Source organism: Bradyrhizobium sp. GW821-FHT13H05 (assembly GCF_058804065.1).
Genome location: NZ_JBXAPO010000021.1, coordinates 68,646 through 92,458, shown reverse-complemented (window position 1 = coordinate 92,458; position 23,813 = coordinate 68,646). Strand labels below are relative to the sequence as shown.

At 64.4% G+C, this 23,813-nt stretch carries 16 protein-coding genes; 12 read left to right on the top strand and 4 right to left on the bottom strand.

Features of this window, described 5'->3' with window-relative positions; all coding sequences use genetic code 11:
• Positions 1 to 5: 5 nt before the first annotated feature.
• Genes gnd through AC1RR3_RS36325 form a run of 5 tightly spaced genes read left to right on the top strand, consistent with a single transcriptional unit; the run spans position 6 to position 4,648 of the window.
• A complete protein-coding gene (gnd, locus tag AC1RR3_RS36345; RefSeq protein ID WP_492829754.1) occupies positions 6 to 1,004 on the top strand; it encodes a phosphogluconate dehydrogenase (NAD(+)-dependent, decarboxylating) in 999 nt (332 codons plus the stop codon).
• 27 nt (positions 1,005 to 1,031) lie between these two features.
• On the top strand, positions 1,032 to 2,543 hold the full coding sequence (zwf, locus tag AC1RR3_RS36340) for a glucose-6-phosphate dehydrogenase (RefSeq protein ID WP_492829752.1): 1,512 nt from the start codon (positions 1,032 to 1,034) through the stop codon (positions 2,541 to 2,543).
• Positions 2,543 to 3,292 carry a 6-phosphogluconolactonase gene (gene pgl, locus AC1RR3_RS36335; protein WP_492829818.1) on the top strand — a complete coding sequence of 250 codons (750 nt, stop codon included), beginning with the start codon at positions 2,543 to 2,545 and terminating at the stop codon, positions 3,290 to 3,292. The genes zwf and pgl overlap by 1 nt, the downstream gene beginning before the upstream one ends.
• Entirely contained in the window at positions 3,279 to 3,809 is a 531-nt protein-coding gene (locus AC1RR3_RS36330; RefSeq protein WP_492829750.1) for a gluconokinase, read from the top strand. Before pgl ends, AC1RR3_RS36330 begins: the two co-directional genes overlap by 14 nt.
• A gap of 26 nt (positions 3,810 to 3,835) precedes the next feature.
• Positions 3,836 to 4,648: an HAD family hydrolase gene (locus tag AC1RR3_RS36325; protein WP_492829748.1), complete on the top strand. Its 813-nt coding sequence runs from the start codon at positions 3,836 to 3,838 to the stop codon at positions 4,646 to 4,648.
• Positions 4,649 to 4,675: 27 nt separating this feature from the next.
• Here the strand turns inward: AC1RR3_RS36325 and AC1RR3_RS36320 are convergent, their stop codons facing one another.
• The 3 genes from AC1RR3_RS36320 to malQ form a co-directional block, all read right to left on the bottom strand.
• Positions 4,676 to 4,969 carry a DUF1330 domain-containing protein gene (locus tag AC1RR3_RS36320; RefSeq protein WP_492829746.1) on the bottom strand — a complete coding sequence of 98 codons (294 nt, stop codon included), beginning with the start codon at positions 4,967 to 4,969 and terminating at the stop codon, positions 4,676 to 4,678.
• 100 nt (positions 4,970 to 5,069) lie between these two features.
• Positions 5,070 to 6,866, bottom strand: coding sequence for a glycoside hydrolase family 15 protein (locus tag AC1RR3_RS36315; RefSeq protein ID WP_492829744.1), 1,797 nt, complete (start codon positions 6,864 to 6,866; stop codon positions 5,070 to 5,072).
• Positions 6,867 to 6,896: 30 nt separating this feature from the next.
• Entirely contained in the window at positions 6,897 to 8,858 is a 1,962-nt protein-coding gene (malQ, locus tag AC1RR3_RS36310; protein ID WP_492829742.1) for a 4-alpha-glucanotransferase, read from the bottom strand.
• Positions 8,859 to 9,061: 203 nt separating this feature from the next.
• Here malQ and AC1RR3_RS36305 point away from each other — a divergent pair, with 203 nt between their 5' ends.
• From AC1RR3_RS36305 to treY, 6 genes are read left to right on the top strand one after another with little or no spacing between them, the layout of a single operon-like run.
• Positions 9,062 to 11,008: a maltotransferase domain-containing protein gene (locus AC1RR3_RS36305; protein ID WP_492829740.1), complete on the top strand. Its 1,947-nt coding sequence runs from the start codon at positions 9,062 to 9,064 to the stop codon at positions 11,006 to 11,008.
• 11 nt (positions 11,009 to 11,019) lie between these two features.
• Positions 11,020 to 14,313, top strand: a complete 3,294-nt coding sequence (gene treS / locus AC1RR3_RS36300; RefSeq protein ID WP_492829738.1) for a maltose alpha-D-glucosyltransferase — start codon at positions 11,020 to 11,022, stop codon at positions 14,311 to 14,313.
• Complete coding sequence (gene glgB, locus AC1RR3_RS36295; RefSeq protein WP_492829736.1) at positions 14,306 to 16,453, top strand: 1,4-alpha-glucan branching protein GlgB; 2,148 nt, start codon at positions 14,306 to 14,308, stop codon at positions 16,451 to 16,453. Before treS ends, glgB begins: the two co-directional genes overlap by 8 nt.
• A gap of 3 nt (positions 16,454 to 16,456) precedes the next feature.
• The gene (gene glgX, locus AC1RR3_RS36290) at positions 16,457 to 18,535 is read left to right on the top strand and encodes a glycogen debranching protein GlgX (RefSeq protein WP_492829734.1); all 2,079 of its coding nucleotides are present in this window, start codon (positions 16,457 to 16,459) and stop codon (positions 18,533 to 18,535) included.
• On the top strand, positions 18,532 to 20,286 hold the full coding sequence (gene treZ, locus AC1RR3_RS36285) for a malto-oligosyltrehalose trehalohydrolase (RefSeq protein ID WP_492829732.1): 1,755 nt from the start codon (positions 18,532 to 18,534) through the stop codon (positions 20,284 to 20,286). The genes glgX and treZ overlap by 4 nt, the downstream gene beginning before the upstream one ends.
• 1 nt (position 20,287) lies before the next feature.
• Complete coding sequence (gene treY, locus AC1RR3_RS36280) at positions 20,288 to 23,074, top strand: malto-oligosyltrehalose synthase (protein WP_492829730.1); 2,787 nt, start codon at positions 20,288 to 20,290, stop codon at positions 23,072 to 23,074.
• A 3-nt stretch (positions 23,075 to 23,077) separates the two neighbouring features.
• Here treY and AC1RR3_RS36275 read toward each other — a convergent pair whose 3' ends face one another.
• The gene (locus AC1RR3_RS36275; RefSeq protein WP_492829728.1) at positions 23,078 to 23,395 is read right to left on the bottom strand and encodes a polyhydroxyalkanoic acid system family protein; all 318 of its coding nucleotides are present in this window, start codon (positions 23,393 to 23,395) and stop codon (positions 23,078 to 23,080) included.
• Between the two features lie 182 nt (positions 23,396 to 23,577).
• Here AC1RR3_RS36275 and AC1RR3_RS36270 point away from each other — a divergent pair, with 182 nt between their 5' ends.
• On the top strand, positions 23,578 to 23,742 hold the full coding sequence (locus AC1RR3_RS36270; RefSeq protein ID WP_007595743.1) for a DUF3309 family protein: 165 nt from the start codon (positions 23,578 to 23,580) through the stop codon (positions 23,740 to 23,742).
• Positions 23,743 to 23,813: the final 71 nt, after the last annotated feature.

Below are 23,813 nucleotides of genomic sequence, written 5' to 3'. Positions count from 1 at the left end.
CTCAAATGCAACTCGGCATGATCGGCCTCGGCCGGATGGGCGGCAACATCGTTCGCCGGCTGATGCGCCACGGACATTCGACCGTGGTCTATGACAAGGACGCCAAGGCCGTCGCCGGCCTTGCCGCCGACGGTGCGGTCGGCTCGGCGACGCTCGAAGAGTTCATCGCCAAACTCGAGCGGCCGCGCACGGCCTGGGTGATGCTGCCGGCGGGACGCATCACCGAGCAAACGATCGACACGATCGCGGGCGTGATGCAGGAAGGCGACGTCATCATCGATGGCGGCAATACCTTCTGGCAGGACGACGTCCGCCGCGGCAAGGCGCTGAAGACGCGCGGCATCCATTATGTCGACGTCGGCACGTCAGGCGGCGTCTGGGGTCTCGACCGCGGCTATTGCATGATGATCGGCGGCGAGAAGCCGGTGGTGGACCGGCTCGATCCGATCTTCGCCGCGCTCGCACCCGGTGCCGGCGAGATTCCGCGCACGGAGGGACGCGACGGCCGCGATCCGCGCATCGAGCAAGGCTACATCCATGCCGGCCCGGTGGGCGCCGGCCACTTCGTCAAGATGATCCACAACGGCATCGAATACGGCCTGATGCAGGCCTATGCCGAAGGGTTCGACATCCTCAAGAACGCCAACATCGAGGCGTTGCCGGCCGATCATCGCTACGATTTCGATCTCGCCGACATCGCCGAAGTCTGGCGGCGCGGCTCGGTGATCCCGTCATGGCTGCTCGACCTCACCTCGACCGCGCTCGCCGACAGCCCGGCGCTGGCGGAATATTCCGGCTTCGTCGAGGATTCCGGCGAAGGACGCTGGACTGTGAATGCGGCAATCGACGAGGCCGTGCCGGCCGAGGTTTTGACCGCGGCGCTCTACACACGTTTTCGTTCCCGTCGGGAACACACCTTCGCCGAAAAAATTCTCTCCGCGATGCGCGCGGGTTTCGGCGGCCACAAGGAGCCGAAGCAACCGGACGCTTCGAAGTCTAAATAAGAGCAACAACGCGAAGGCCAATCGTTCGTGACAAAAGACCCGCAAGCCAAGCGCAAGCCGGAAAATTGCGCCTTCGTCATCTTTGGTGTCACCGGTGATCTCACTCACCGCCTGGTGATGCCGTCGCTCTACAATCTCGCCGCCGAGCATCTGTTACCGGAAAAGTTCTGTGTCGTCGGCGTGGCCCGCAAGGGCCAGTCGGACGACGAGCTGCGCGACAGCCTGCTGAAGGGATTGCGCCAGTTCGCGACGCGTCCCGTGGACGACGACATCGCCACGAGACTGCTGCAATGCGTCACCTTCGTCGAGGCCGATCCGAAGGATCCGCCCTCCTTCGACCGCCTGCGCGAGCATCTGGATTCACTGGAATGCGCCCAGGACACCGGCGGCAACCGGCTGTTCTATCTGGCAACCCCGCCCGCCGCGTTCGCGCCGACCGCGCGCGAGCTCGGCCGCACCGGCATGATGAAGGAGAACGGCGCCTGGCGCCGTCTGGTGATCGAAAAGCCGTTCGGCACCGATCTTGTCTCAGCGCGTGCGCTGAACGCCGAACTGCTTGATATCATGGACGAGCACCAGATCTACCGGATCGATCATTATCTCGGCAAGGAAACGGTGCAGAACATCCTGGTGCTGCGCTTTGCCAACGGCATGTTCGAGCCGATCTGGAATCGCAACCACATCGACCACATCCAGATCACCGTGGAAGAAAAACTCGGCGTCGGCCATCGCGGCGGCTTCTACGATGCCACCGGCGCGCTGCGCGACATGGTGCCGAACCATCTGTTCCAGCTGATGTCGCTGGTCGCGATGGAGCCGCCGGCGCGTTTCGATGCGCATTCCGTGCGCTCCGAGAAGGCCGACGTGCTCACCTCGATCCAGCAGCCAAGCCGGGAAGAGGCGCTGAAAAATTCGGTCCGCGCGCAATATCTCGCCGGCCGCATCGGCGACGACGAGATCACGGACTATCGCAAGACCGAGGACGTCAAGCCCGGCAGCAGCACCGAGACCTTTGTCGCACTCAAGCTGATGATCGACAATTGGCGCTGGGCCGGCGTGCCCTTCTACCTGCGCACCGGCAAGGCGCTGGGTCACAAGCGCACCGAGGTCGCGATCAAGTTCAAGCAGGCGCCGCTGTCGATGTTTTCAGGCACGGACATCGACCGCCTGTCGCAGAATTTTCTCACCATCGGCATCGCGCCGACCGAGACCATCGAGCTGCAGTTCAACGCCAAGATTCCGGGACCCAGCATCACCATCGACGGCGTCGAGATGAAATTCCGCTACGGCGACTATTTCCGTGCCGATCCCTCGACCGGCTACGAGACGCTGATCTACGACTGCATGATCGGCGACAACATCCTGTTCCAGCGCGCCGATGGCGTCGAGGCCGGGTGGCAGGCGGTGCAACCGTTCCTGGACGCCTGGAAGAGCGAAGGCACCAACGGCATCGAGACCTATGAAGCCGGCAGCGACGGCCCGGCCTGCGCCGACGAGCTGCTCCGGCGCGACGGGCGAAGCTGGCGGAAGTTTACGTGATGGCGGCGACGGGCCAGCCGAAGCTGATCGTCGAGGCCGACGCCGAGGCCCTCGCCTTGGCAGCGGCCGAGCGGGTGATAGCGCGGATATCAGCCAATTCCGGGCGCATCGCGATCTGCCTCACCGGCGGCTCCAGCCCCAGGAAGCTCTATCAACTGCTGGGAAGCGATGCCTGGCGCGGCAGGATCCCGTGGGAGCGCGTGCACTGGTTCATCGGCGATGAGCGATTTGTCCCTGAGACCGATCCCCTCAACAACATGGCGGTCGCGCGCGCGACGTTTCTCGACCGCAATGCGCCGGTCGGCCATGTCCACCCGATCCCGACCACGGTTGAAAGCCCCGAAGCGGGTGCCGAGGCCTATGCGCGCGAGCTGCAAGCGTTCTACGATTCTGATCAGCTCGACCCGTCACGGCCGCTGTTCGATCTGGTCCTGATGGGCGCGGGTCCGGACGGCCACACCGCCTCGCTGTTTCCCGGCTACCCTGAAATCGAGGAGACCCAGCGCTGGGTCGTGGGTGTGCCCAAGGCCAATGTGGCGCCGTTCGTGCCGCGGGTGTCGCTGACCCTGCCCGCTTTGGGCTCCTGCCGCGAAATGCTGTTCGAGATTGCGGGGCACGACAAGCAGCCGATCTTGACGCGCCTGCTCAATGGCGAGACTCTGCCGGCGTTGCGCGCGCGCTCGAATGGCGAGACCGTCTGGCTGGTCGACCAGGCCGCGCTTCCGGAGGAAATACGTGGGCCGCGTTGAAGCACCTTGTGCGTTGATCGTGATGGGCGTGTCGGGTTCGGGCAAAAGCACGGTTGCGGAGGCGCTGGGCGAGCGGCTCGGCTGGCGCTTCGAAGACGGCGACAGCTTCCATCCCGCCAGCAATGTCGAGAAGATGCGGGCCGGCCATCCCCTCACCGACGAGGACCGCTGGCCCTGGCTCAATGCCATTGCCGACGAGATCGCGCGCGTCTGCGAGAAAGGCCAGCACGTCATCATCGCCTGCTCGGCGCTGAAGCACACCTATCGTGACGTCCTGCTGCGCGGACGCAACGATGTCCGCTTCGTCTTCCTGACGGGCACCAAGGAGCTCATCGCCGAACGGCTCGCGCAGCGCAAGGGCCATTTCATGCCGCCCGGGCTCCTGACCAGCCAGTTCAACACGCTGGAGCCGCCGGAGGCGAACGAGCACGTCATCACCGTCTCGATCGACGAATCCGTCGAGGCGATCGTGGACGGCGTGGTGCGGCAATTGAAACTGAGCGGGGCGAAACGCTAAAGGCCGAGAAACCGGAAGGTCCTGCCATGACGAAAATCTCGCTGGTCGTCTCCGATGTGGACGGCACGCTACTGACCAAGGACAAGACGCTGACGGACCGCGCGAGGGGCGCGGTGCAGCGGTTGCACCAGGCCGGCATCGGCTTCACCATCACCTCCAGCCGCCCCGCCATCGGCATGCGCTTCCTGATCGAGCCGCTGGCGCTGTGGCTGCCGGTCGGCCCGTTCAACGGCTCCTCGATCGTCGATCCCGAGATGAACCCGGTCGAGCAGCACCTGATCCCGGCGAGCGCCGCCGAGCGGTGCTTGCAGATCCTGCGCGAATTCGGCGCCGACATCTGGCTGTTCACCACCGACAAATGGCTGATCGACAATCCCAGCGGCAAATACGTCGCGCACGAAGAGCACACCATCCGCTCCGCCCCGACCATCGTGACGGATTTCTCGCCCTATCTCGCTGGCGCCTGCAAGATCGTCGGCGCCAGCGCCGACGCAGCAGGTCTCGAGCGCTGCGAGAAGGCGATGCAGGAGGCACTCGGCGTTGAGGCGACCGCGGTGCGCTCGCAGACCTATTATCTCGACATCACCCCGCCCGGCTTCGACAAGGGCACCTTCGTACAGGCGATGGCCAGACGCCTCGGCATCTCCACCGACGCCGTCGCCACCATCGGCGACATGCAGAACGACCTTGCGATGTTCCGCGTCAGCGGCACCTCGATCGCCATGGGCAACGCCACCGACAGCGTCAAGGACCAGGCGACGCATGTCACCGCGAGCAACGAGCAGGATGGGTTTGCGGAGGCAATGGAGATGATCTTGAAGCGGAATGGGGTGGGTTAGGGCGACCAACCGCGTGGAGTGATGCAGTCAATCCACGTGGCCGTCAACGATGACGAGGTTCCCAATCGAACTATTGTGCCGAAGCTCAATTATTCTTTGGTACTCGTCAGATCTGTACCAAGCTTCGGCGGCGGCGCGCGATGGAAATTCGATAATCACGAGTCGTGAATGAGGCCACTCACCTTCCAACAGAGTCAGGCCGCCACCTCGCGTGACAAACCGTCCCTCGAACGGCTCCAGCGTAGCAGGCACCTGTTTTCTGTATGCGGCAAATTCGGCCTCATCTTCGACGGTCTCGGCAGCTACGACGAATGCCTTCATCTCCAACTCCGCCTGGACAGAATCCGATATCGCGTTTGGCCCAATGAGCAAGATACATCCTAGCACCGAGGCCGAAAAGTGATGACGCTAGAATCGGCAATCACTTCGACCGCTGCACTGCCGGCTTGTCGCACGCCTGCCTTGCCGCCGACAGATTATGTGCGGTGTTGATCAGTGCGATGTGGGTCAGCGCCTGCGGGAAATTGCCGGTCTGACGGCGCGCGATCGAATCGTACTCCTCGGCCAACAGGCCGACATCGTTCGCAACGCCGACCACGCGGTCGAACAGGGCCTGCGCCTTGTCGAGATTGCCCGACAGCACATAGGCATCGGCCAGCCACAGACTGCACGCCAGAAACGCGCCCTCGATCGGCTGCGTCTCCTCGGAGACCTCGCGCGGATCGTGGCGCAGCACGAAGCTGTCGCGCATCATGTGCTTTTCGACGGCGGCGATGGTGCCGCGGATGCGCGGATCGTCCGCAGGCAGGAAGCCGACGGACGGCAGCAGCAGCACGCTGGCGTCGAGCAATTTTGAGCCGTAGGATTCGACAAAGGCGTTCTCTTCGGCGTCAAATCCCTTGTTGCAGACGTCGCGGTGGATGGCTTCGCGCAGGGCGCGCCAGTGCAAGAGCGGCGCCTTGAAGCCAAACGTCTCGGCGCTCTTGATGCCACGATCGAAGGCGACCCAGGTCATCACCTTCGAGAAAACGTAATGCCTGGGCACTCCGCGACGCTCCCAGATGCCGTGATCGGGCTGGTCCCAGACCTCGGCGAGATGCTGGAGCACCGCGCATTCCAGCGCCCAGGTCGTCTCGTCGTCCAGCTTGAGCCTGGCCATGCGCGACTGGTGGAAGGCGTCGATGAGCTCGCCATAGACGTCGAGCTGGAGCTGCGCATGCGCGGCATTGCCGACACGCACCGGCTGGGCGCCCTCATAGCCGTCGAGCCAGCCCGCCTCCCATTCCAGCAATCGCCGCTGGCCCCAGATGCCGTACATGATCTGCATATTCGCCGGCGAGCCCGCCGCCGCACGCAGCAGCCAATTGTGCCAGGCCAGGGCCTCCTCGGTATAGCCCGAGTTCATCAGCGCCAGCAGCGTGAAGGTGGCATCGCGCAGCCAGCAGAAGCGGTAGTCCCAGTTTCTCGCGCCGCCGAGCTTTTCCGGCAATGAGGTGGTGGGCGCGGCAACGATGCCGCCGGTCGGAGCGAAGGTCAGCGCCTTCAGGGTGATCAGCGAGCGCATGATCAGGTCGCGATATTTGCCGTCATGCGTCGAGCGGCTGCACCAGTCCTGCCAGAATTTTTCGGTGTCCTGGAGCGCGGTCTCCGGATCGATCGGCTCAGGCGGATCGAGATGCGAGGGGCCGTAGGTCAGCACGAACGGCACGGTCTCGCCCGCCCTCACCTCGAAATCGGATACGGTGGTGAGATCCTCGCCGCGGGTCTCGACCGGGGTGCGCAGCACGGTCATGTCCTGCCCTGCGACCGCCAGCAGCGAATGGTCGATCCGCCGCACCCAGGGAATGTCGGCGCCGAAGCGGATGACGAGCTCCATCCGCATCTTCACCGTACCGCTGATGCCTCGCACCAGCCGCACGATGTCGGAGGCCTTGCCGCGCGGCGGCATGAAGTCGATCAGCGCGACGGTGCCGCTCTCGGTTTCGAAGCACGTTTCGAGGATGAGGGTGTCGCCGAGATAGCGGCGCGAGATGGCTGTGATGTCTTCGCCAGGCGCGATCAGCCAGCGGCCGTTCTTGTGGCTGCCGAGGATGGCGGCAAAGCAGGCGTCCGAGTCGAAGGCCGGCCAGCACAGCCAGTCGATCGAGCCGTTGCGCCCGACCAGCGCCGCGGTCTCGCAGTCGCCGATCAGCGCATAGTCTTCGATCTTCTGAGACAATGTTTTGCGAGCCTGAAAATCCCCCGCGGATCAACTCCCGCCGATGAGTGAACGTTCCCGGGTCGCGGCCTTCAAAGCTGCGAGATCGACCTTGGATGCGATCCTGTCGAGCGCGACCGGAAGCCGCTGGCGCCAGTTCGGATGCTCGTCGATCGTGCCGGGAATGTTGGGCTGGTCGAGCACGCCCAGCAGATCCTCCATGGAGACCGCCATCAGCCGCGACGGCGTACGCGACAGGAAATCCAGCACCGAATAGAGATCGTTGGCGATGATGCCGTTCTTCCGCAAAATCTCGTCGAGGGCGCCGAGCGCATTCCAGCGCGCCTGGTCGTCCTCGCCGGGATCGAGCCCGAGCGAGAGCTTCACCTTGAGATCGCTGAAGGTGCGCCAGCCGGCATAGGTGCAGAGGTCGTGCGTGTTCAGCGTCACCAGCGCGTTCGGCCGGTAGAAGTCGATGTTGCGGAAATGGCCGGCATCGTCGCGCTCGAACATCATGACGAGGTAGGACCAGATGCCGAAATCCTGCATGGTCTCGCGAAAACCTTCCGGCACGGTGCCGAGGTCCTCGCCGATCACGATGCATTTGTTCGCCACGCTCTCGCGCGCGATGGCGCCGAGCAGCGCCTCGAACGGCATTTGCACATAGGCGCCGTTGTCAGGCTTGAAGCCGCGCGGCACGAGATAGAGTCGCTTCAGCCCAAGGACGTGATCGATCCTGATAGCACCGGCATGGCGCATCGAGGCCGCCAGCATGTCCGCGAAGGGCACGAAGGACTGCGCTTCGAGGCCGCCGGCATTGAAGCCAGCGAGGCCCCAATCCTGCCCGACGGTGTTGAGCACGTCGGGCGGCGCGCCGACGCCGAGATGGCGGGAGATCGCCGTCTGCTCGTTCCAGGCATCGAAGCCGTTGGACTGCACGCCGACGGCGACGTCGAGGTAGAGCCCGACGCGCATGCCGAGCTGGCCGGCCAGCTCCTTGGCGGCATGCAGCTGGCTATCGGCCGTCCACTGCACGAACTCGACGAACTCGATCTCGCGCTTGTCGGAGCCTTTGCGCAACTCCGCACATATGGCGTCGTCCGGCTGCTGCCATTCCGCCGGCCATTCCCACCACGGCGACACAAAGCGATGACGCAGCACCTCGAAACAGGCAAAGCGGGATAGCAACGGGGCGCGCTCGGCGCGGAAGGCGTCGAACTGGTTGCGGCGGACGCCGCTCGCGCTTTTCACGAAGCTGTCAAAGGCGGCGCGCAAGGCCAGCCATTTCAGCGCCGCCATGTCGGCATAGGGCACCCGATCGCCTTCGCGCAGGCGCGCGGCGGTCGCCGCGGCGTCGGGCACGAGGTCCGCCGAATATTCCGGGATCGCCTCGACGTCGATATAGAGCGGATTGAGAAACAGCCGGCTGTTCGGCGAATAGGGGCTGCAATCGGCCGGGTGGTCGTCGAACAGGACGTGCAGCGGATTGAGCCCGACGCCGTCGGCGCCGAGCTGCTTGGCGAGCCGGACGAGACCGGCGAGGTCCGTGAAATCGCCGATGCCCCAATTGCGGTTCGAACGGATGCTGTAGAGCTGCACGGCGAGCAGCCAGCCGCGGTCGAAATCGCCGCCAAAGGCGCGCTCGGGTGCCACGATCATCGGCACCTCTTCGGTCACGCCCTCGGCATCGGTCAGGGTCAAACGGTGATAACCGAGCGGCAGGTCGGCCGGCCAGGCGATCACGGGCTCGGGCGTCTCGCCTTGCGCAATCAAATTGCCGTTGCCGGTGATTGTCCATTTCAGCGGCGGGGCGCCGATGGCCGCCAGTTCGGTGCGCGCATGCCTCAGGGCACGCACCACGACCGGCCCGCTGACGAAGCGATAGACCCGCTTCTCCGGCAGGGCATCGAGGATGGATTTGAGCGCCTCCGGCGCGGTGACCCGCAGCTTTCCGAGGGCATCCACGAATTCGGACTGAACGCCCTTGATCTGGGCTTGAGCTAAGAGATCCATTCGGCACGCAGCTTGCAGGCCATGATTTGGCCGGGGGTATCGATTTTAGTGAGGTCGCGGAAGACGTTAGTCAGGGTTAACTCGCAGACCGCACCGGCCGTTCCCAGGGGAACTAATGACACACAAGCGGCTTTCTATATAGGTACCAAGCGTAGGTTCCCGACAAGGGAAACGGGCCCTGCACTCTTGTCAATGGCATCACCGTGAACAAGACAATTCAAACTGTCGAGAGTGCCGCAGCCGGCGGTGCTTTCCTCATCGAAGACATCTATCCCTTGATTGACGGCGGCCGCTTCGCCGTGAAGCGGATCGCGGGCGAGCGGGTGGAGGTCTGGGCCGACATCTATCGCGACGGCGACGCCGTGATCAGCGCTGCGCTGATCTGGCGCGGCGAGCAGGACCGGGAATGGCGGAGCGAGCCGATGATCCCTCACGGCAATGACCGCTGGTCAGGTGTGTTCACACCTATTGAGCCCGGCCAATATGTCTACGCGATTGAGGCCTGGACCGACGAGTTCGCCACCTGGTCGCACGCCGTTACGCGAAAACAGCGAACGGGGGCCGATGTCAGCCTCGATGCGGTCGAGGGCGCGGGCCTCCTGACCAAGGCGCATGGCGCGCAGCAGGACGCCGCGGCTGTCATCGTCAGGCAGTGCGAGGACTATCTTCAAACCGGCGACGTGACCCCGCTGCTTTCAACCGAGCTCGGGGAAGCCATGGCCGGGAGCCAGTCGCGGCCCGATCTCACGCGCTCGCCACCCTTCCCGCTGATCATCGACCGCGACAAGGCGCGCTTTGGCGCCTGGTATCAAATGGTGCCGCGCAGCCAGAGCCAGGTCGCCGGCCAGCATGGCACGCTGCGCGACTGCATCGCGCGCGTGCCTGACATCGCGGCGATGGGTTTCGACGTGCTCTATTTCACGCCGATCCACCCGATCGGCCATAACAGCCGCAAGGGCCGCAACAACGCACCGGCGGCGACTGTGGGCGATCCCGGTTCGCCCTATGCGATCGGCGCCGCCGAAGGTGGACACGATGCGCTGCATCCCGATCTCGGCGCCATCGAGGATTTCCGCGCGCTAGTCGCAACCTGCCTGGAATACGGCCTCGAGATCGCGCTCGACTTCGCCGTGCAATGCTCGCCGGACCATCCCTGGCTGACGCAGCATCCGGAATGGTTCAAATGGCGGCCCGACCGTTCGGTGCGGACCGCGGACGGCCCCTATTCGGATATCGTCATCCCCGATTTCGCCTCGGTCGATCGGGCCGGGCTGTGGAACGCGTTCCGCGATGCCATGCTGTTCTGGATCGACCATGGCGTGACCATCTTCGCCATCGACAATCACGACACCGCGCCGCTTGCGTTCTGGGAGTGGCTGATCGGCGACATCCGCCGCCGGCATCCCGAAGTGATCCTGTTCTCCAAGACGTTTGCGCGGCCGAAGTTGATGAACGGCCTGGCAAAACTCGGCTTTGCGCAGTCCTTCAGCTATTTCCCCTGGCGCACCGCGAAGTGGGAGCTGGAGCAATATTTTGGCGAGCTGACGCGCTATCCGGAGCGGGACTTCTATCGGCCAAATCTGTTCGTCAATACGCCCGATCTGCTGCCCTATCATCTCCAGAGCGGCGAGCCCTGGGCATTCAAGTCACGGCTCGCGCTGGCGGCGACGCTGTCCGGCAGCTTCGGCATCTATAGCGGATTCGAATTGCTGGAGCACGACGCCATCCCCGGCCACGAAGAATATCTCGACTCGGAGAAATACCAGATCAAGCAGCGCGACTGGAACAAGCCCGGCAACATCAAGCCTTACATCACTGCGCTCAACCGCATTCGTAACGAGAATGCGGCCCTTCAGCAGACAGCGAATTTGCGCTTCCTCGGCATCGAGGACGGCGAGACGGTCGCCTTCGTGAAAGAGGCGGCCGATCCGGCCAGCACCGTCGTGTCGGTCGTCGCGCTCTCGCGCCATGTGCGCGAATTCTGGTTGCCGCTCGGCGACCTCACCATCGACGCCGGCGGCGAGCGCCGCCACGTCACCGCCCTCGAAAATCTCATCACCGGCGAACAGTCCCGCATCGAATGGGGCGGGATCAAATTGCGTATCGATCCCGACCGCGATCCGGCGCTCTTGTTCCGCTGCCTGGCGTAAGGGGTCACGCCATGAATGTTCTGTCTTCCGTCGACACCAAGAAGGCCGAGGCTGCCGAAGTCGTGGATGAGCTCTGGTACAAGGACGCCATCATCTACCAGCTCCACGTCAAGGCGTTTGCCGACAGCAACAATGACGGCATCGGCGATTTCGCCGGCCTGACCGAGAAGCTGCCCTATCTCCAGGAGCTCGGCGTCACCGCGCTGTGGCTGCTGCCGTTCTACCCCTCACCCGGCCGCGACGACGGCTACGACATCGGCGATTACGGCGCGGTCAATCCCGATTTCGGGACGATGAAGGACTTCAAGCGCTTCATCCAGGAAGCGCAGAAGCGCGGCCTGCGCGTCATCACCGAGCTGGTCGTCAATCACACCTCCGACCAGCATAATTGGTTCAAGCGCGCGCGGCGAAGCCCGGCCGGCTCGAGCGCCCGCGATTGGTATGTCTGGAGCGACACCGACCAGAAATACCAGGGCACACGGATCATCTTCACCGACACCGAGAAGTCGAATTGGACCTGGGATCCCGAGGCCGGCGCCTTCTACTGGCATCGCTTCTTCTCCCATCAGCCGGATCTGAACTTCGACAATCCGCGCGTCGTCAGCGCCATCATCCAGGTGATGAAGCGCTGGCTCGATGCCGGAGTCGACGGCTTCCGGCTGGATGCCATTCCCTATCTCTGCGAACGCGAGGGCACCTCGAACGAGAACCTCCCCGAGACGCACGCCATCATCAAGCGGCTGCGCCAGGAGCTGGACTCCTATGCCAAAGGCAAGCTGCTGCTGGCCGAAGCCAATCAATGGCCGGAGGACGTGCAGGAATATTTCGGCCGCGGCGACGAATGCCACATGGCCTATCACTTCCCGCTGATGCCGCGCATCTACATGGCGATCGCGCAGGAGGATCGTTTCCCGATCACCGACATCCTGCGCCAGACGCCGGATATTCCGGCGAGCTGCCAATGGGCGCTATTCCTGCGCAACCATGACGAGCTGACGCTGGAGATGGTCACCGACGTCGAGCGCGACTATCTCTGGACCACCTACGCCAACGATCCGCGCGCCCGTATCAATGTCGGCATCCGCCGTCGCCTCGCGCCGCTGATGGACAATGACCGGCGCAAGATCGAGCTGATGAACTCGCTGCTGCTGTCGTTCCCCGGGACGCCGATCATCTATTACGGCGACGAGATCGGCATGGGCGACAACATCTATCTCGGCGACCGCAACGGCGTGCGCACGCCGATGCAGTGGAGCCCGGACCGCAATGGCGGCTTCTCCCGCGCCGATCCCGCCCGCCTGTACGCGCCGCCGATCATGGATCCGGTCTACGGCTACGATTCAGTGAACGTCGAGGCGCAGTCGCGCAGCCTGTCGTCGCTGCTCAGCGCCACCAAGCGGCTGATCTCGGTGCGCAAATCGACGCTCGCATTCGGCCGCGGCACCATGACCTTCATCCGCCCGGCCAACCGCTCCGTGCTCGCCTATGTCCGGCAATATCGCGGCGAGGTGATCCTCTGCGTCGCCAATCTGTCGCGCGCTGCACAGGCAACCGAACTCGATTTGTCGCCGTGGAAGGACCGCATCCCGCAGGAGATGCTCGGCCGCAGCCGCTTCCCCGCGATCGGCGAGCTGCCCTACATGATCACGCTCGGGCCCTACGGATTCTACTGGTTCCAGCTGCAGGAGCGCGACAAATCCGAGCCGGTGACGCCGCGCGCGGTGCCGGAATTCGAGACGCTGGTGGTGCCGGTCAATTCGAACTGGGTCTCGCTGGCGCGCGAACGCGGCATGTTCGAGCGCGACGTGCTGCCGGGCTTCCTGTCGCGGACACGCTGGTATCCCGATCACAACCCCAAGCACATCAAGGCAACGCTGACCTCGGCGGTACCTTTCAGCGACATCGGCGACAACAGACCCTGGATCGCGTTCTTCGAAACGGCGCAGGGCGATATGACCACGCGCTACGTGCTGCCGATGCAGATCGAGTGGGTGCGCTTCGACCGCGAGCGCTTCAACCCGAAGGCGCTCGCCGCCGTGCGCCAGGGTGCGCGCGAGGGCACGCTGCTCGACGTCGCGACCGACCAGATCTTCATCGGGCTTTTCCTGCGGGGCCTGTCGCAAAACCTGGTGGTGGATGAGAACAATCTGCGGCTGGAGTTCAAGGCGACCAGCCGGTTCGCCGACTACACCATCAAGGAGCCGGAGCGCATCCGCGCGATCGAGCAGTCCAACAGCACCGCGCTGGTCGACAACCAATATGTCGCAAAGATCTATCGCCAGCTCGAAAGCGGCATCAATCCCGAGATCGAGATCGGATCTTACCTCACCGAGGTCGCTCGCTTTGCCAATACCCCGGCGCTGCTCGGCAGCGTCGAGCTGGTCGAGGGCGACCAGCGCAGCGCGCTCGGCGTGCTCCACGCTTTTGTCGAGAACCAAGGCGATGGCTGGGCAGTCACCACCGGCTATCTCGACCGCTATATCGACGAGCAGCGGTTGGTGTCCGCGGGCGAAGCCCCCCGCGAGACCCAGGAGCAAGCCCCCTATCTGCACTTCATGGCGCAGATCGGCCGGCGGCTCGCCGAGCTGCATGCCGCTCTGGCCGCGGCAAAACCCGGTGATCTCGCCCCGGAGCCGATCGACTCCGCCCACATCAAGCGCTGGGTCTCCGACCTCAAGACACGGGCCGAGCGGGTCTCCGAGCGGCTGGCCGACAGCCGCGATGGCCTGCGGGAGGCGGACCGGCGGCTGATCGACCAGCTCGCAGCAGTGCGCGCGACCCTGCCCGACCAATTGAATGCTCTATTGCCTTCCGGGATCGGCGGGTTGAACATCCGTCATCATGGTGACTTCCGCCTCGGGCAAACTCTGATCGTGAAGGACGACATCTTCATCATCGACTTCGACGGCGACCCGCGCCTGCCGCTGGCCGACAAGCGGCGCAAGCTGCCCGCCGCGCGCGACGTCGCCGGCCTGATCCGCTCGATTGATCTTTCGGTTAACGCCGCGCTTAGCCGGGCGCTCTCGGGCGGGACCGAGGAGCAGGGACGGCTCACGGCCGCACTCGGCGAATGGCGCGAGCGCGCCACCGCGACCTTCTTGTCCGCCTATCGCGACGCCATGACCGACCGCCGGCTATGGCCGGACGATCCGCGCGCCGCGGAAGGCATGTTAAGGTTTTTCCTGCTTGATCAAGCGTTCGACGAAGTAGAGTACGAACTGTCCCACCGGCCTGAGGGGCTCCATGCGCCGCTGACCGGACTGCTTCGCATTCTGTCCAGTGCCGAGAGCGAAGCCCATGCCTAAACTGCCCGCCGAGGCCTACGCGATCATCGAGGGCCGTCACTCCGACCCCTTCCACTATCTCGGGCTGCATCCCGAGGGCGGCAAGAGCGTGGTGCGCGCCTTCCTGCCCGAGGCCTCCAATGTCGAGGCGATCGGCGAACACGGCGAGATCGCCCCGCTCGACCGCATCCACGATTCCGGCCTGTTCGTCGGCGCGTTGCCCAACGGCTCGAAGCACTATCAGCTCCGCGCCAAATTCGGCAACAATGTCGTCGAGTTCGAAGACGCCTACCGCTTTCCGCCGATCCTGACAGATTTCGATCTCTACCTGCTCGGCGAAGGCACCCATCAGCGCCTCTACGACAAGCTCGGCGCGCATCCGATGACGCTCGACGGTGTCGACGGCATCGGCTTCGTGGTGCTGGCGCCGAATGCGCGTCGCGTGTCCGTGGTCGGCGACTTCAACTTCTGGGACGGGCGGCGCCACCCCATGCGGGTACGCGGCGGCGGCTACTGGGAATTGTTCATTCCGCATGCGAAGAACGGCGATCATTACAAGTTCGAGATCATCGGCCCGCATGGCCATCTGCTTCCGCTGAAGTCCGATCCGCTTGCGTTTGCGAGCGAGGTGCGTCCGAAGACGGCCTCTATCGTCTTCGACGAAGCACATCTGCCGCGGCCGCGCCCGGCGCCTGACGGCATCAACGCGCTGTCCGCGCCGATGTCGATCTACGAGGTCCATCTCGGCTCGTGGCGGCGCAAGAACGGCGACGAATGGCTCACCTATCGCGAGCTGGCCGAGCAGCTGCCCGCCTATGCCCGTGACATGGGTTTTACCCATCTCGAATTTCTCCCCGTCAGCGAGCATCCGTTCGACGGCTCCTGGGGTTATCAGCCGACCGGCCTTTATGCGCCGACCAGCCGGTTCGGCACACCGGAGGATTTTGCCGCGCTGGTCGATGCCTGCCACCGCGAAGGCGTCGGCGTGCTGCTCGACTGGGTGCCCGGCCACTTCCCCGACGATCCGCACGGGCTCGGCCAGTTCGACGGCACCGCGGTCTACGAACACGCCAACCCGCTCCAGGGCCGCCACCTCGACTGGGGCACGCTGATCTACAATTACGGCCGCACCGAAGTGACCAACTTTCTGGTGTCGAACGCGCTGTTCTGGCTGGAGCGCTACGCGATCGACGGCCTGCGCGTCGATGCGGTGGCGTCCATGCTCTATCTCGACTACAGCCGCCCGCCCGGCGCCTGGATTCCGAACCAGTATGGCGGCCGCGAGAACATCGAGGCGGTCGCGTTCCTGCGCCGCTTCAACACCGAGCTGTTCGCGCGCTTCCCGCAGGCGACAACAGCGGCGGAAGAATCCACCGCATGGCCGCAGGTCTCGCGCCCGGTCGAATTCGGCGGGCTCGGCTTCGGCTACAAGTGGAACATGGGCTGGATGCACGACACGCTGAACTACATCAGCAAGGATCCCATCCACCGCAAGCATCATCACGGTGAGATCCTGTTCGGCCTGCACTACGCCTTCTCGGAGAATTTCATCCTGCCGCTGTCGCATGACGAGGTCGTGCACGGCAAACGCTCGATCCTCGGCCGGATGCCCGGCGACGAGTGGCAGCGCTTCGCGAATTTGCGCGCCTATTACAGCTTCATGTTCGGTCATCCCGGCAAGAAGCTGCTGTTCATGGGCGCCGAGATCGCGCAAAGCCGCGAATGGAATCATGACCAGTCGCTCGACTGGCACCTGCTCGAATACAAATATCACTCCGGCATCCAGGCGTTGATCCGCGACCTCAACCGGCTCTATCGCGCGGTGCCGGCGCTGCATCAGATGGACTGTGACCCCGCCGGTTTCGAATGGCTTGTCACCGACGATGCCAACCGCAACGTGTTCGCCTGGCTGCGCAAGGGGATCGACGAGCAGGCACGGTGCCTCGTGATCGTCAACTTCTCCCCCAACGTCTACCGCAACTATCGTGTTCGCGTGCCCTTTGCCGGCAAGTGGAAAGAGGTGTTCAATTCGGACTCCGCCCATTACGGCGGCAGCAATGTCGGGAACATCGGCGAGGTTCAGACCATTGACGGCAAGACGCCCGAGCTCCGCCTCACCATTCCGCCGCTCGCCGCGATCTTCCTCGTTCCGGAAAGCTGACATATGCGCCTGACTGCTGGATCGCCCGCACGCCTCGGTGCAAGCTGGGACGGACGCGGCACCAACTTCGCGCTGTTCTCGGCCAACGCGCAGAAGGTCGAACTCTGCCTGTTCGACAGCCAGGGCCGTCGCGAGCTCGAACGCATCGAAATGCCAGAACGTACCGAGGACGTCTGGCACGGCTATCTCAACGACGTCTCGCCCGGCCAGCTCTACGGCTACCGCGTGCATGGCCCCTACGAGCCCGAGCATGGCCACCGCTTCAACGCCAACAAGCTGCTGCTCGATCCCTACGCCAAGCGGCTCTCGGGGCGGCTGGTCTGGAGCGATGCGCATTTTGCCTACCGGACCGGCAGCCCGCGCGAGGATCTGTCGTTCGACCGGCGCGACAACGCGCGCGGCATGCCGAAGGCCGTGGTGGTCGACGAGACCTTCAACTGGGGCCGGCGCGAGATCCGGCCCAACATCGCCTGGGAAGACACGATCATCTACGAGGCGCACGTCAAGGGCCTGACGCAGAAACGCGACGACGTGCCGCCGAATTTGCGCGGCACCTATGGCGGCCTATCCTCGCCGGCGATGATCGAGCATCTGAGGAAGCTCGGCGTCACCACGGTCGAATTGTTGCCGATCCACAGCTTCGTCGACGACCGCGTGCTGGTGGAAAAGAAGCTCGCCAATTACTGGGGCTACAACACGCTGTCGTTCTTCGCGCCGGAGCAGCGCTACGCCCAGGACAACGCACTCGATTCCTTCCGCACCACGGTGGCCCGGCTGCACGATGCCGGCATCGAGGTGATGCTCGACGTCGTCTACAATCACACCGCCGAGGGCAATCATCTCGGCCCGACGCTGTGCTACCGCGGCATCGACAATGCCTCCTATTACTGGCTGAACCGCGAGAACCCGCGCTATTACGACGACTTCACCGGTTGCGGCTCGTCGGTGAACCTCACCCATCCGCGCGTGCTCCAGATGGTGATGGACAGCTTGCGCTACTGGGTCGAGGTCTGCCATGTCGACGGCTTCCGCTTCGATCTCGCGACCACGCTGGCACGCGGAGCCAACGGCTATGATCGCGGCATCTCGTTCCTCACCGCGATCCGGCAGGATCCGGTGCTGGCGACCGTCAAGCTCGTCGCCGAACCCTGGGATCTCGGCCTCGGCGGCTACCAGGTCGGCGCATTTCCTTCGCAATGGTCGGAGTGGAACGACCGCTATCGCAGCGCCATGCGCCGCTACTGGAGCGGCGAAGGCAGCCTGATCGGCGACGTCTCCAGCCGCATGACGGCCTCCTCCGACCTGTTCAACCACGACGGACGGCGGCCGCGCGCGAGCATCAACCACATCACCGTGCATGACGGTTTCACGCTCGCCGATCTCTTTGGCTACAACGAGAAGCACAACGAGGCCAATGGCGAGGACAATCGCGACGGCTCCAACGACAATCACAGCAACAATTGCGGTGTCGAGGGCCCGACCGACGATCCCCAAATCATCAGCCTGCGCCGGCAGCTTCGCAAGAACGTGCTGGCCTGCCTGATGCTGGCGCAAGGCGTTCCCCTGCTTCTCGCCGGCGACGAGGTCGGCAATTCGCAATCCGGCAACAACAATGCCTATTGCCAGGACAACGAAGTCGGCTGGGTCGGCTGGGACAATCTCGGCAAGGACGGCGAGGACATGGTCGATTTCGTCGCCCAGCTCGCCGACATCCGCCGCCGCTTCTCGCAGCTTCGCAGCCACCGCTGGCTCGACGGCCGGCCTGCGGACGGCCTCTCCTATGGCGCGCTGTGGCTGACACCCGCCGGGGACGAGATGACGGAGAGCGACTGGAAATTCCCGGAAGGGCGGTTCCTCTCCTATGTGATGGGTCCGATGGAACCGGGCAGCGCTGCGATCTTTATCGTACTGAACGCCGCCCCCGAAGAGATCGCATTCAAATTGCCCAAGATGACCGAATACAAGAGCTGGCAGCAGATCCTGAACACGACCGAAGCCAAGCTGAACACGATCGATTTCCCGCCCGGAAGCGACAGCAAGGCGCCGCCGCGCTCGGTGCTCGCCTTCGCGGGGGCGCTATGAGGCCGTCCTTCGGGGCGAGGCCGACGAAGGACGGCGTGTCGTTCCGCCTGTGGGCGCCCGGCGCGCGACGGGTCGATCTGCTGCTCGACCGAAGGCACGCCATGCAGCGCCGGCAGGATGGCTGGTATGTGGCCGACATTGCCGGCCTGCCCGTCGGCAGTCCCTACAAGTTCAGGATCGACGACGAGATCGACGTGCCCGATCCGGCCTCCGCCTTCCAGCCCGATGACGTGTTCGGCCCGAGCGAGGTGATCGATCACGACGCCTTCGCCTGGCGCGCGCGCGATTGGCGCGGCCGCCCCTGGGAAGAGACGGTGCTGATCGAGACCCATGTCGGCACCTTCACTGCGGAGGGCACCTACCGCGCCATGATCGACAAGCTCGATCATCTCGCAGCAACCGGGATCACAGCGCTGGAATTGATGCCGCTGGCCGATTTCGCCGGCCGCCGCGGCTGGGGCTATGACGGCGTGCTGTGGTACGCGCCCGACAGTGCCTATGGCCGCCCCGAAGACCTGAAGAGGCTGATCGACGAGGCACATCTGCGCGGGCTGATGGTGTTCCTCGACGTCGTCTACAACCATTTCGGCCCCGAAGGAAATTACCTCGGCCGCTATGCACCGACCTTCTTCACCGACGCCCACACGCCCTGGGGCAGCGCGATCGACTATCGCGTGCCGCAGGTCCGCGCCTTCGCGGTCGAGAACGCGCTGTCCTGGCTCACCGACTACCGCTTCGATGGCCTGAGGCTGGACGCCGCCAATCACATCATGGCACTTCCCGGCGAGCAGTCGATGTTGCACGATCTCAGCGTCGCCACAGGCGAACTCGCCAAGGCCACCGGACGGCACATCCATCTCGTGCTTGAGAATGGCGACAATCGCGCCAGCCTGCTCGATGCCGCGCAGGATCCGCCCAACGGAAGATATCGCGCGCAGTGGAACGACGATTATCACCACGTCTGGCATGTGATGCTGACCGGCGAGCTCGCCGGCTATTACGCCGACTATCAGACCCCGCGCATGGATCTTGCGCGCGCGCTCGCCTCGGGCTTCGTCTACCAGGGCGAGATCTCGGAGTTCTGGGGCAAGAAGCCGCGCGGCGAGACCAGCGGCGAGTTGCCGCCGGCGACCTTCGTCAACTTCCTGCAAAACCACGACCAGATCGGTAACCGTCCGCTCGGCGAGCGGCTCGAAAGCCTGGCATCGCCGCGGCAGATCGAAGCCGCACTCGCGGTGACGCTGCTCGCACCGATGGTGCCGATGCTGTTTCAGGGCGAGGAATGGGGCTCGAAGGTCCCGTTCCCGTTCTTCTGCGATTTCCAGGGTGGGCTGGCCGATGCCGTTCGCAAGGGGCGCAAGCAGGAATATGCCTGGGCCTATGAGAAGTACGGCGACGACGTGCCCGATCCGCTCGATCCCGCAACGCTGCAATCCGCCGTGCTCGACTGGACCGGCCGCACGCCGGAGCAGGATGCCCGGCTTGCCTTGGTGCGTGACCTGCTCGCGCTTCGCCGCAAGGAAATCATGCCACGGCTGAAAGGCGCAAGCTTCGGCGACGCCGAGGCGGCCGACGACGGCCTGCTCCGCGCGCATTGGCGCATGGGCGACGGCGCGACGCTGCGCCTGACCGCCAATCTCTCGGACAAGGACATCGCGTACTCCAACAGCAATGCGGGCACGCCAGTCTGGGGCGACGCGAGCGGCAATAGGCTCCCGCCGTGGTCAGTGATCTGGCATCTCGGAGGTTAGCATGGCTACGGCCATTCCCCTCGCAACCTATCGCCTCCAGCTCACCGCGGATTTCGATTTCGACAAGGCTGCCGCGGTGGTGCCTTACCTGAAGGCGCTGGGGATCACGCATCTCTACACCTCGCCGGTGATGAAGGCCCGCAAAGGCTCGACGCATGGCTACGACACCGTCGATCACGGCCAGCTCAATCCCGAGCTGGGAGGCGAGGCTGGCTTTGCGCGGTTAAGCGAAGCCCTCAAGCAGCACGACCTCGGCCTCATCATCGATTTCGTGCCGAACCATGTCGGTGTGCACTTTTCCGACAATCCATGGTGGCTCGACGTGCTGGAATGGGGCCAGGCTTCGCCGCACGCAATCGCCTTCGATATCGACTGGGATCTGCTGCCCCACCGCGCCCGCGGCGGCGTGCTGCTGCCGATCCTCGGTTCGTCCTATGGCGAAGCGCTCGAGCGCGGCGACATCGAGCTGCGCTACGACGCGAGCGAAGGCAGTTTTTCGGCCTGGTATTTCGAGCACCGCCTGCCGATCGCGCCGGAGCGCTATGGCGAAATGCTGCGGATGATCGTGAAGGAAGCGGATGCCGCCGGGACAGAGGCCGGCAAGCACCTGCTGTCGCTCGCGGCGCGTTACACGGGATTGCGCCGCCCCAACCGCAAGGAAGCACCTGGTTTCAAAGCCGAGCTGAAGGACATCGTGGGCGCCGCCGAAATCATCGCGCACGGCCTCACCGCCTATCGCGCCGCCGGGGATCGCCCGGCGCAGGTTTTGGCGCTGCATCACCTTCTGGAGCGCCAGCACTACAAGCTCGGGCACTGGCGGCTCGCCTCCAGCGACATCAACTATCGCCGCTTCTTCGACGTCAACGGGCTCGCCGGCCTGCGGGTCGAGGACGCGAGCACATTCGCCGCCACGCACCGGCTGGTGAAGCAGCTCGTGGCCGACGGCAGCCTGCACGGCATCCGTCTCGATCACATCGACGGCCTGCGCGATCCCGCGCAATATTGCCAGCGCCTGCGCCGGCTGGTGCGCGATGCGCAAGGCAACACGAAGCCCTTCTACACCGTGATCGAGAAGATCCTCTGCGAGCACGAAAAGTTGCCGCATTTCGCCGGTGTCCAGGGCACCACCGGCTATGAGTGGATGAACGTCATCACGCAAGTGCTGGTCGACGCCAGGGGGCTGGAGGCGCTGGACGAGACCTGGCGCCAGATCAGCAACCGCCCGCCGCGGCTTGCGCCCTACGTCAAGGATGCCAAGCGGCGTGTGCTGGAGACGCTGCTTACCAGTGAATTCACCGTGCTGACGCGCCTGCTCGCGCGCATCGCCAACGGGCACTATTCGACCCGCGACTTCTCGGCCGACAGCCTGCGGCAGGCGCTCGAGCTCTACGTGCTGCATTTCCCGGTCTACCGCACCTATTTGACGCATGGCGGCCCAAACGCACTCGACCGCAAGCTGATCGACGAGACCATCGCGCGCGCCCGCGCGGAATGGTTCGCGGCCGACGAAGGCATTTTCGACTTCCTGCGCGATGCGCTGACGATGGACCTGCTCAAGCCCGGCCGTCCGCCGCACAGCGCCCCGCGCGTGCGCCGCTTTGCGCTGAAGGTGCAGCAATTCACCGGGCCGATGATGGCGAAGTCGCTGGAGGACACCGCGTTCTATCAATTCCACCGGCTGCTCGCGCTGAACGAGGTCGGCGGCGATCCAGCGAGCACCGGCTTCACCATTCCCGCCTTCCACGAGACTATGCGGGCGCGCGCCAAGGAGTGGCCGCTAGGGATGACGGCGACCGCGACCCACGATACCAAGCGCGGCGAGGACGCTCGCGCGCGGATCACCGCGCTCAGCGAGATCCCGGGCGAATGGACCAGCGCGGTCTCGCGCTGGAAAGTGCTGAACGCACCGCACCTCGCGCTCAACGGCAATCTGCGCGCGCCGTCGGCAACGTTCGAATACATGCTCTACCAGACCCTGCTCGGGGCATGGCCGCTTCAGGAAACAGCCGATGCCGGCTTCGTCGAGCGCATCCAGGCCTATGCGCTGAAGGCCGCGCGCGAGGGCAAGGAGGAGACGAGCTGGCTGAACCCGCATGAGGCCTATGAGAACGGCATCAAGAGTTTCATCGACAAGATTCTCGATCCCGCGTTGTCAGGCGAATTTCTGGAGGCGCTGCAGACCCTGGCCCGCCGAGTCGCCCTGCTCGGCGCGCTGAACTCGCTGAGCCAGCTCACGCTCAAGGCCACGCTGCCGGGCGTACCCGACTTCTATCAAGGCACAGAATTCTGGGACCTGTCACTGGTCGATCCCGACAACCGCCGACCCGTCGATTTTGCTGCGCGCCACGCGGCGCTGACGTCATTGGAAGCGCCGGACTGGAGCGGGCTGGTCAAGGCCTGGCCGGACGGCCAGCTCAAGCTCGCCTGGACGCGGCATCTGCTCAAGCTGCGTAACGCGCACGCCGACGTTTTCGCGCAAGGCGACTATCAGCCGCTGGAGGTCCGAGGCGCACACGCCGACCATGTCATCGCCTTTGCCCGCCGCGATGGCCGCACCGCCGCGATCGTGGTCGTCGGACGCCAGTTCGCGTCCTTCACGCAAGCAGGCCGCGAGTGGCCTACGCTGGAAGGTCTTGACGCGACTGTCGATATCACCGGCTATACTGCGCCAGACCTTGCTGGCAACGAGCTTCCGGTTGCACGGGCCTTCCGTGATCTGCCCGCTGCCGTCATCGAGGCCCGCGCGGCAAACGCCATCAGGCCTTCGCAGCAACGCGTAGGCGCCTGAAACCTACTTTCCATCGTCCTTGGTCAACAGCAACTGTCCGCGCTTGCGGATGGTCGCCTGCGCCATCTCGGCAAAGCGCTGCAGCAGCCAGGGCAGCACCACCTGCACCTTGACGTGGTCGTCGGCGACGTCGACCTGGCCGGTCGCGATCTGGCCCATGGCGCGGATGCGGAAGTTCATGGTGTCGCCGCTCCAGCGCTCTTCCTCGACCTGCATCACGGGAATGCTCGCTGCAGCGCGGCCGAGCCCGGTCTTGAGCCGGCGCACCGCCTCTTCGCGGCCGAGACGATGCGGAATGGAGACGACAAGCGGTGCTGACATGATCCCTGCCCGTGCTGATTGATTCTCACATAGTCATGCCGGCCGCAGCGGCAAAGGTTCCATGCAAGTTGGTTGTGCAACCAGTGTTTCACCGTCGGAACTTTAAAACCTGCGGCAAGTTGCCCTCGCACCACGGGACAGGTGCAAACGACCCTTTCCACAAAGGGCTGGAGGAGACTGGCATGTCTATCGGTACGATCATTCTGATCATTTTGGTCATCGCGCTGCTCGGCGGCTTCAGCGGCATCGGCGGCGGCCCGTTCTACGGCACCGGCTATTACGGCGGCGGCGGCCTCGGGCTCGTCATCGTCATCCTGCTGATCTTGCTGCTGCTGGGACGGATCTAGCGGCAGCTTCGTAGGGTGGGTTAGCGAAACGTAACTCACCACTGTTTGTCTCCGCAGAAGCGAAAGAGGTG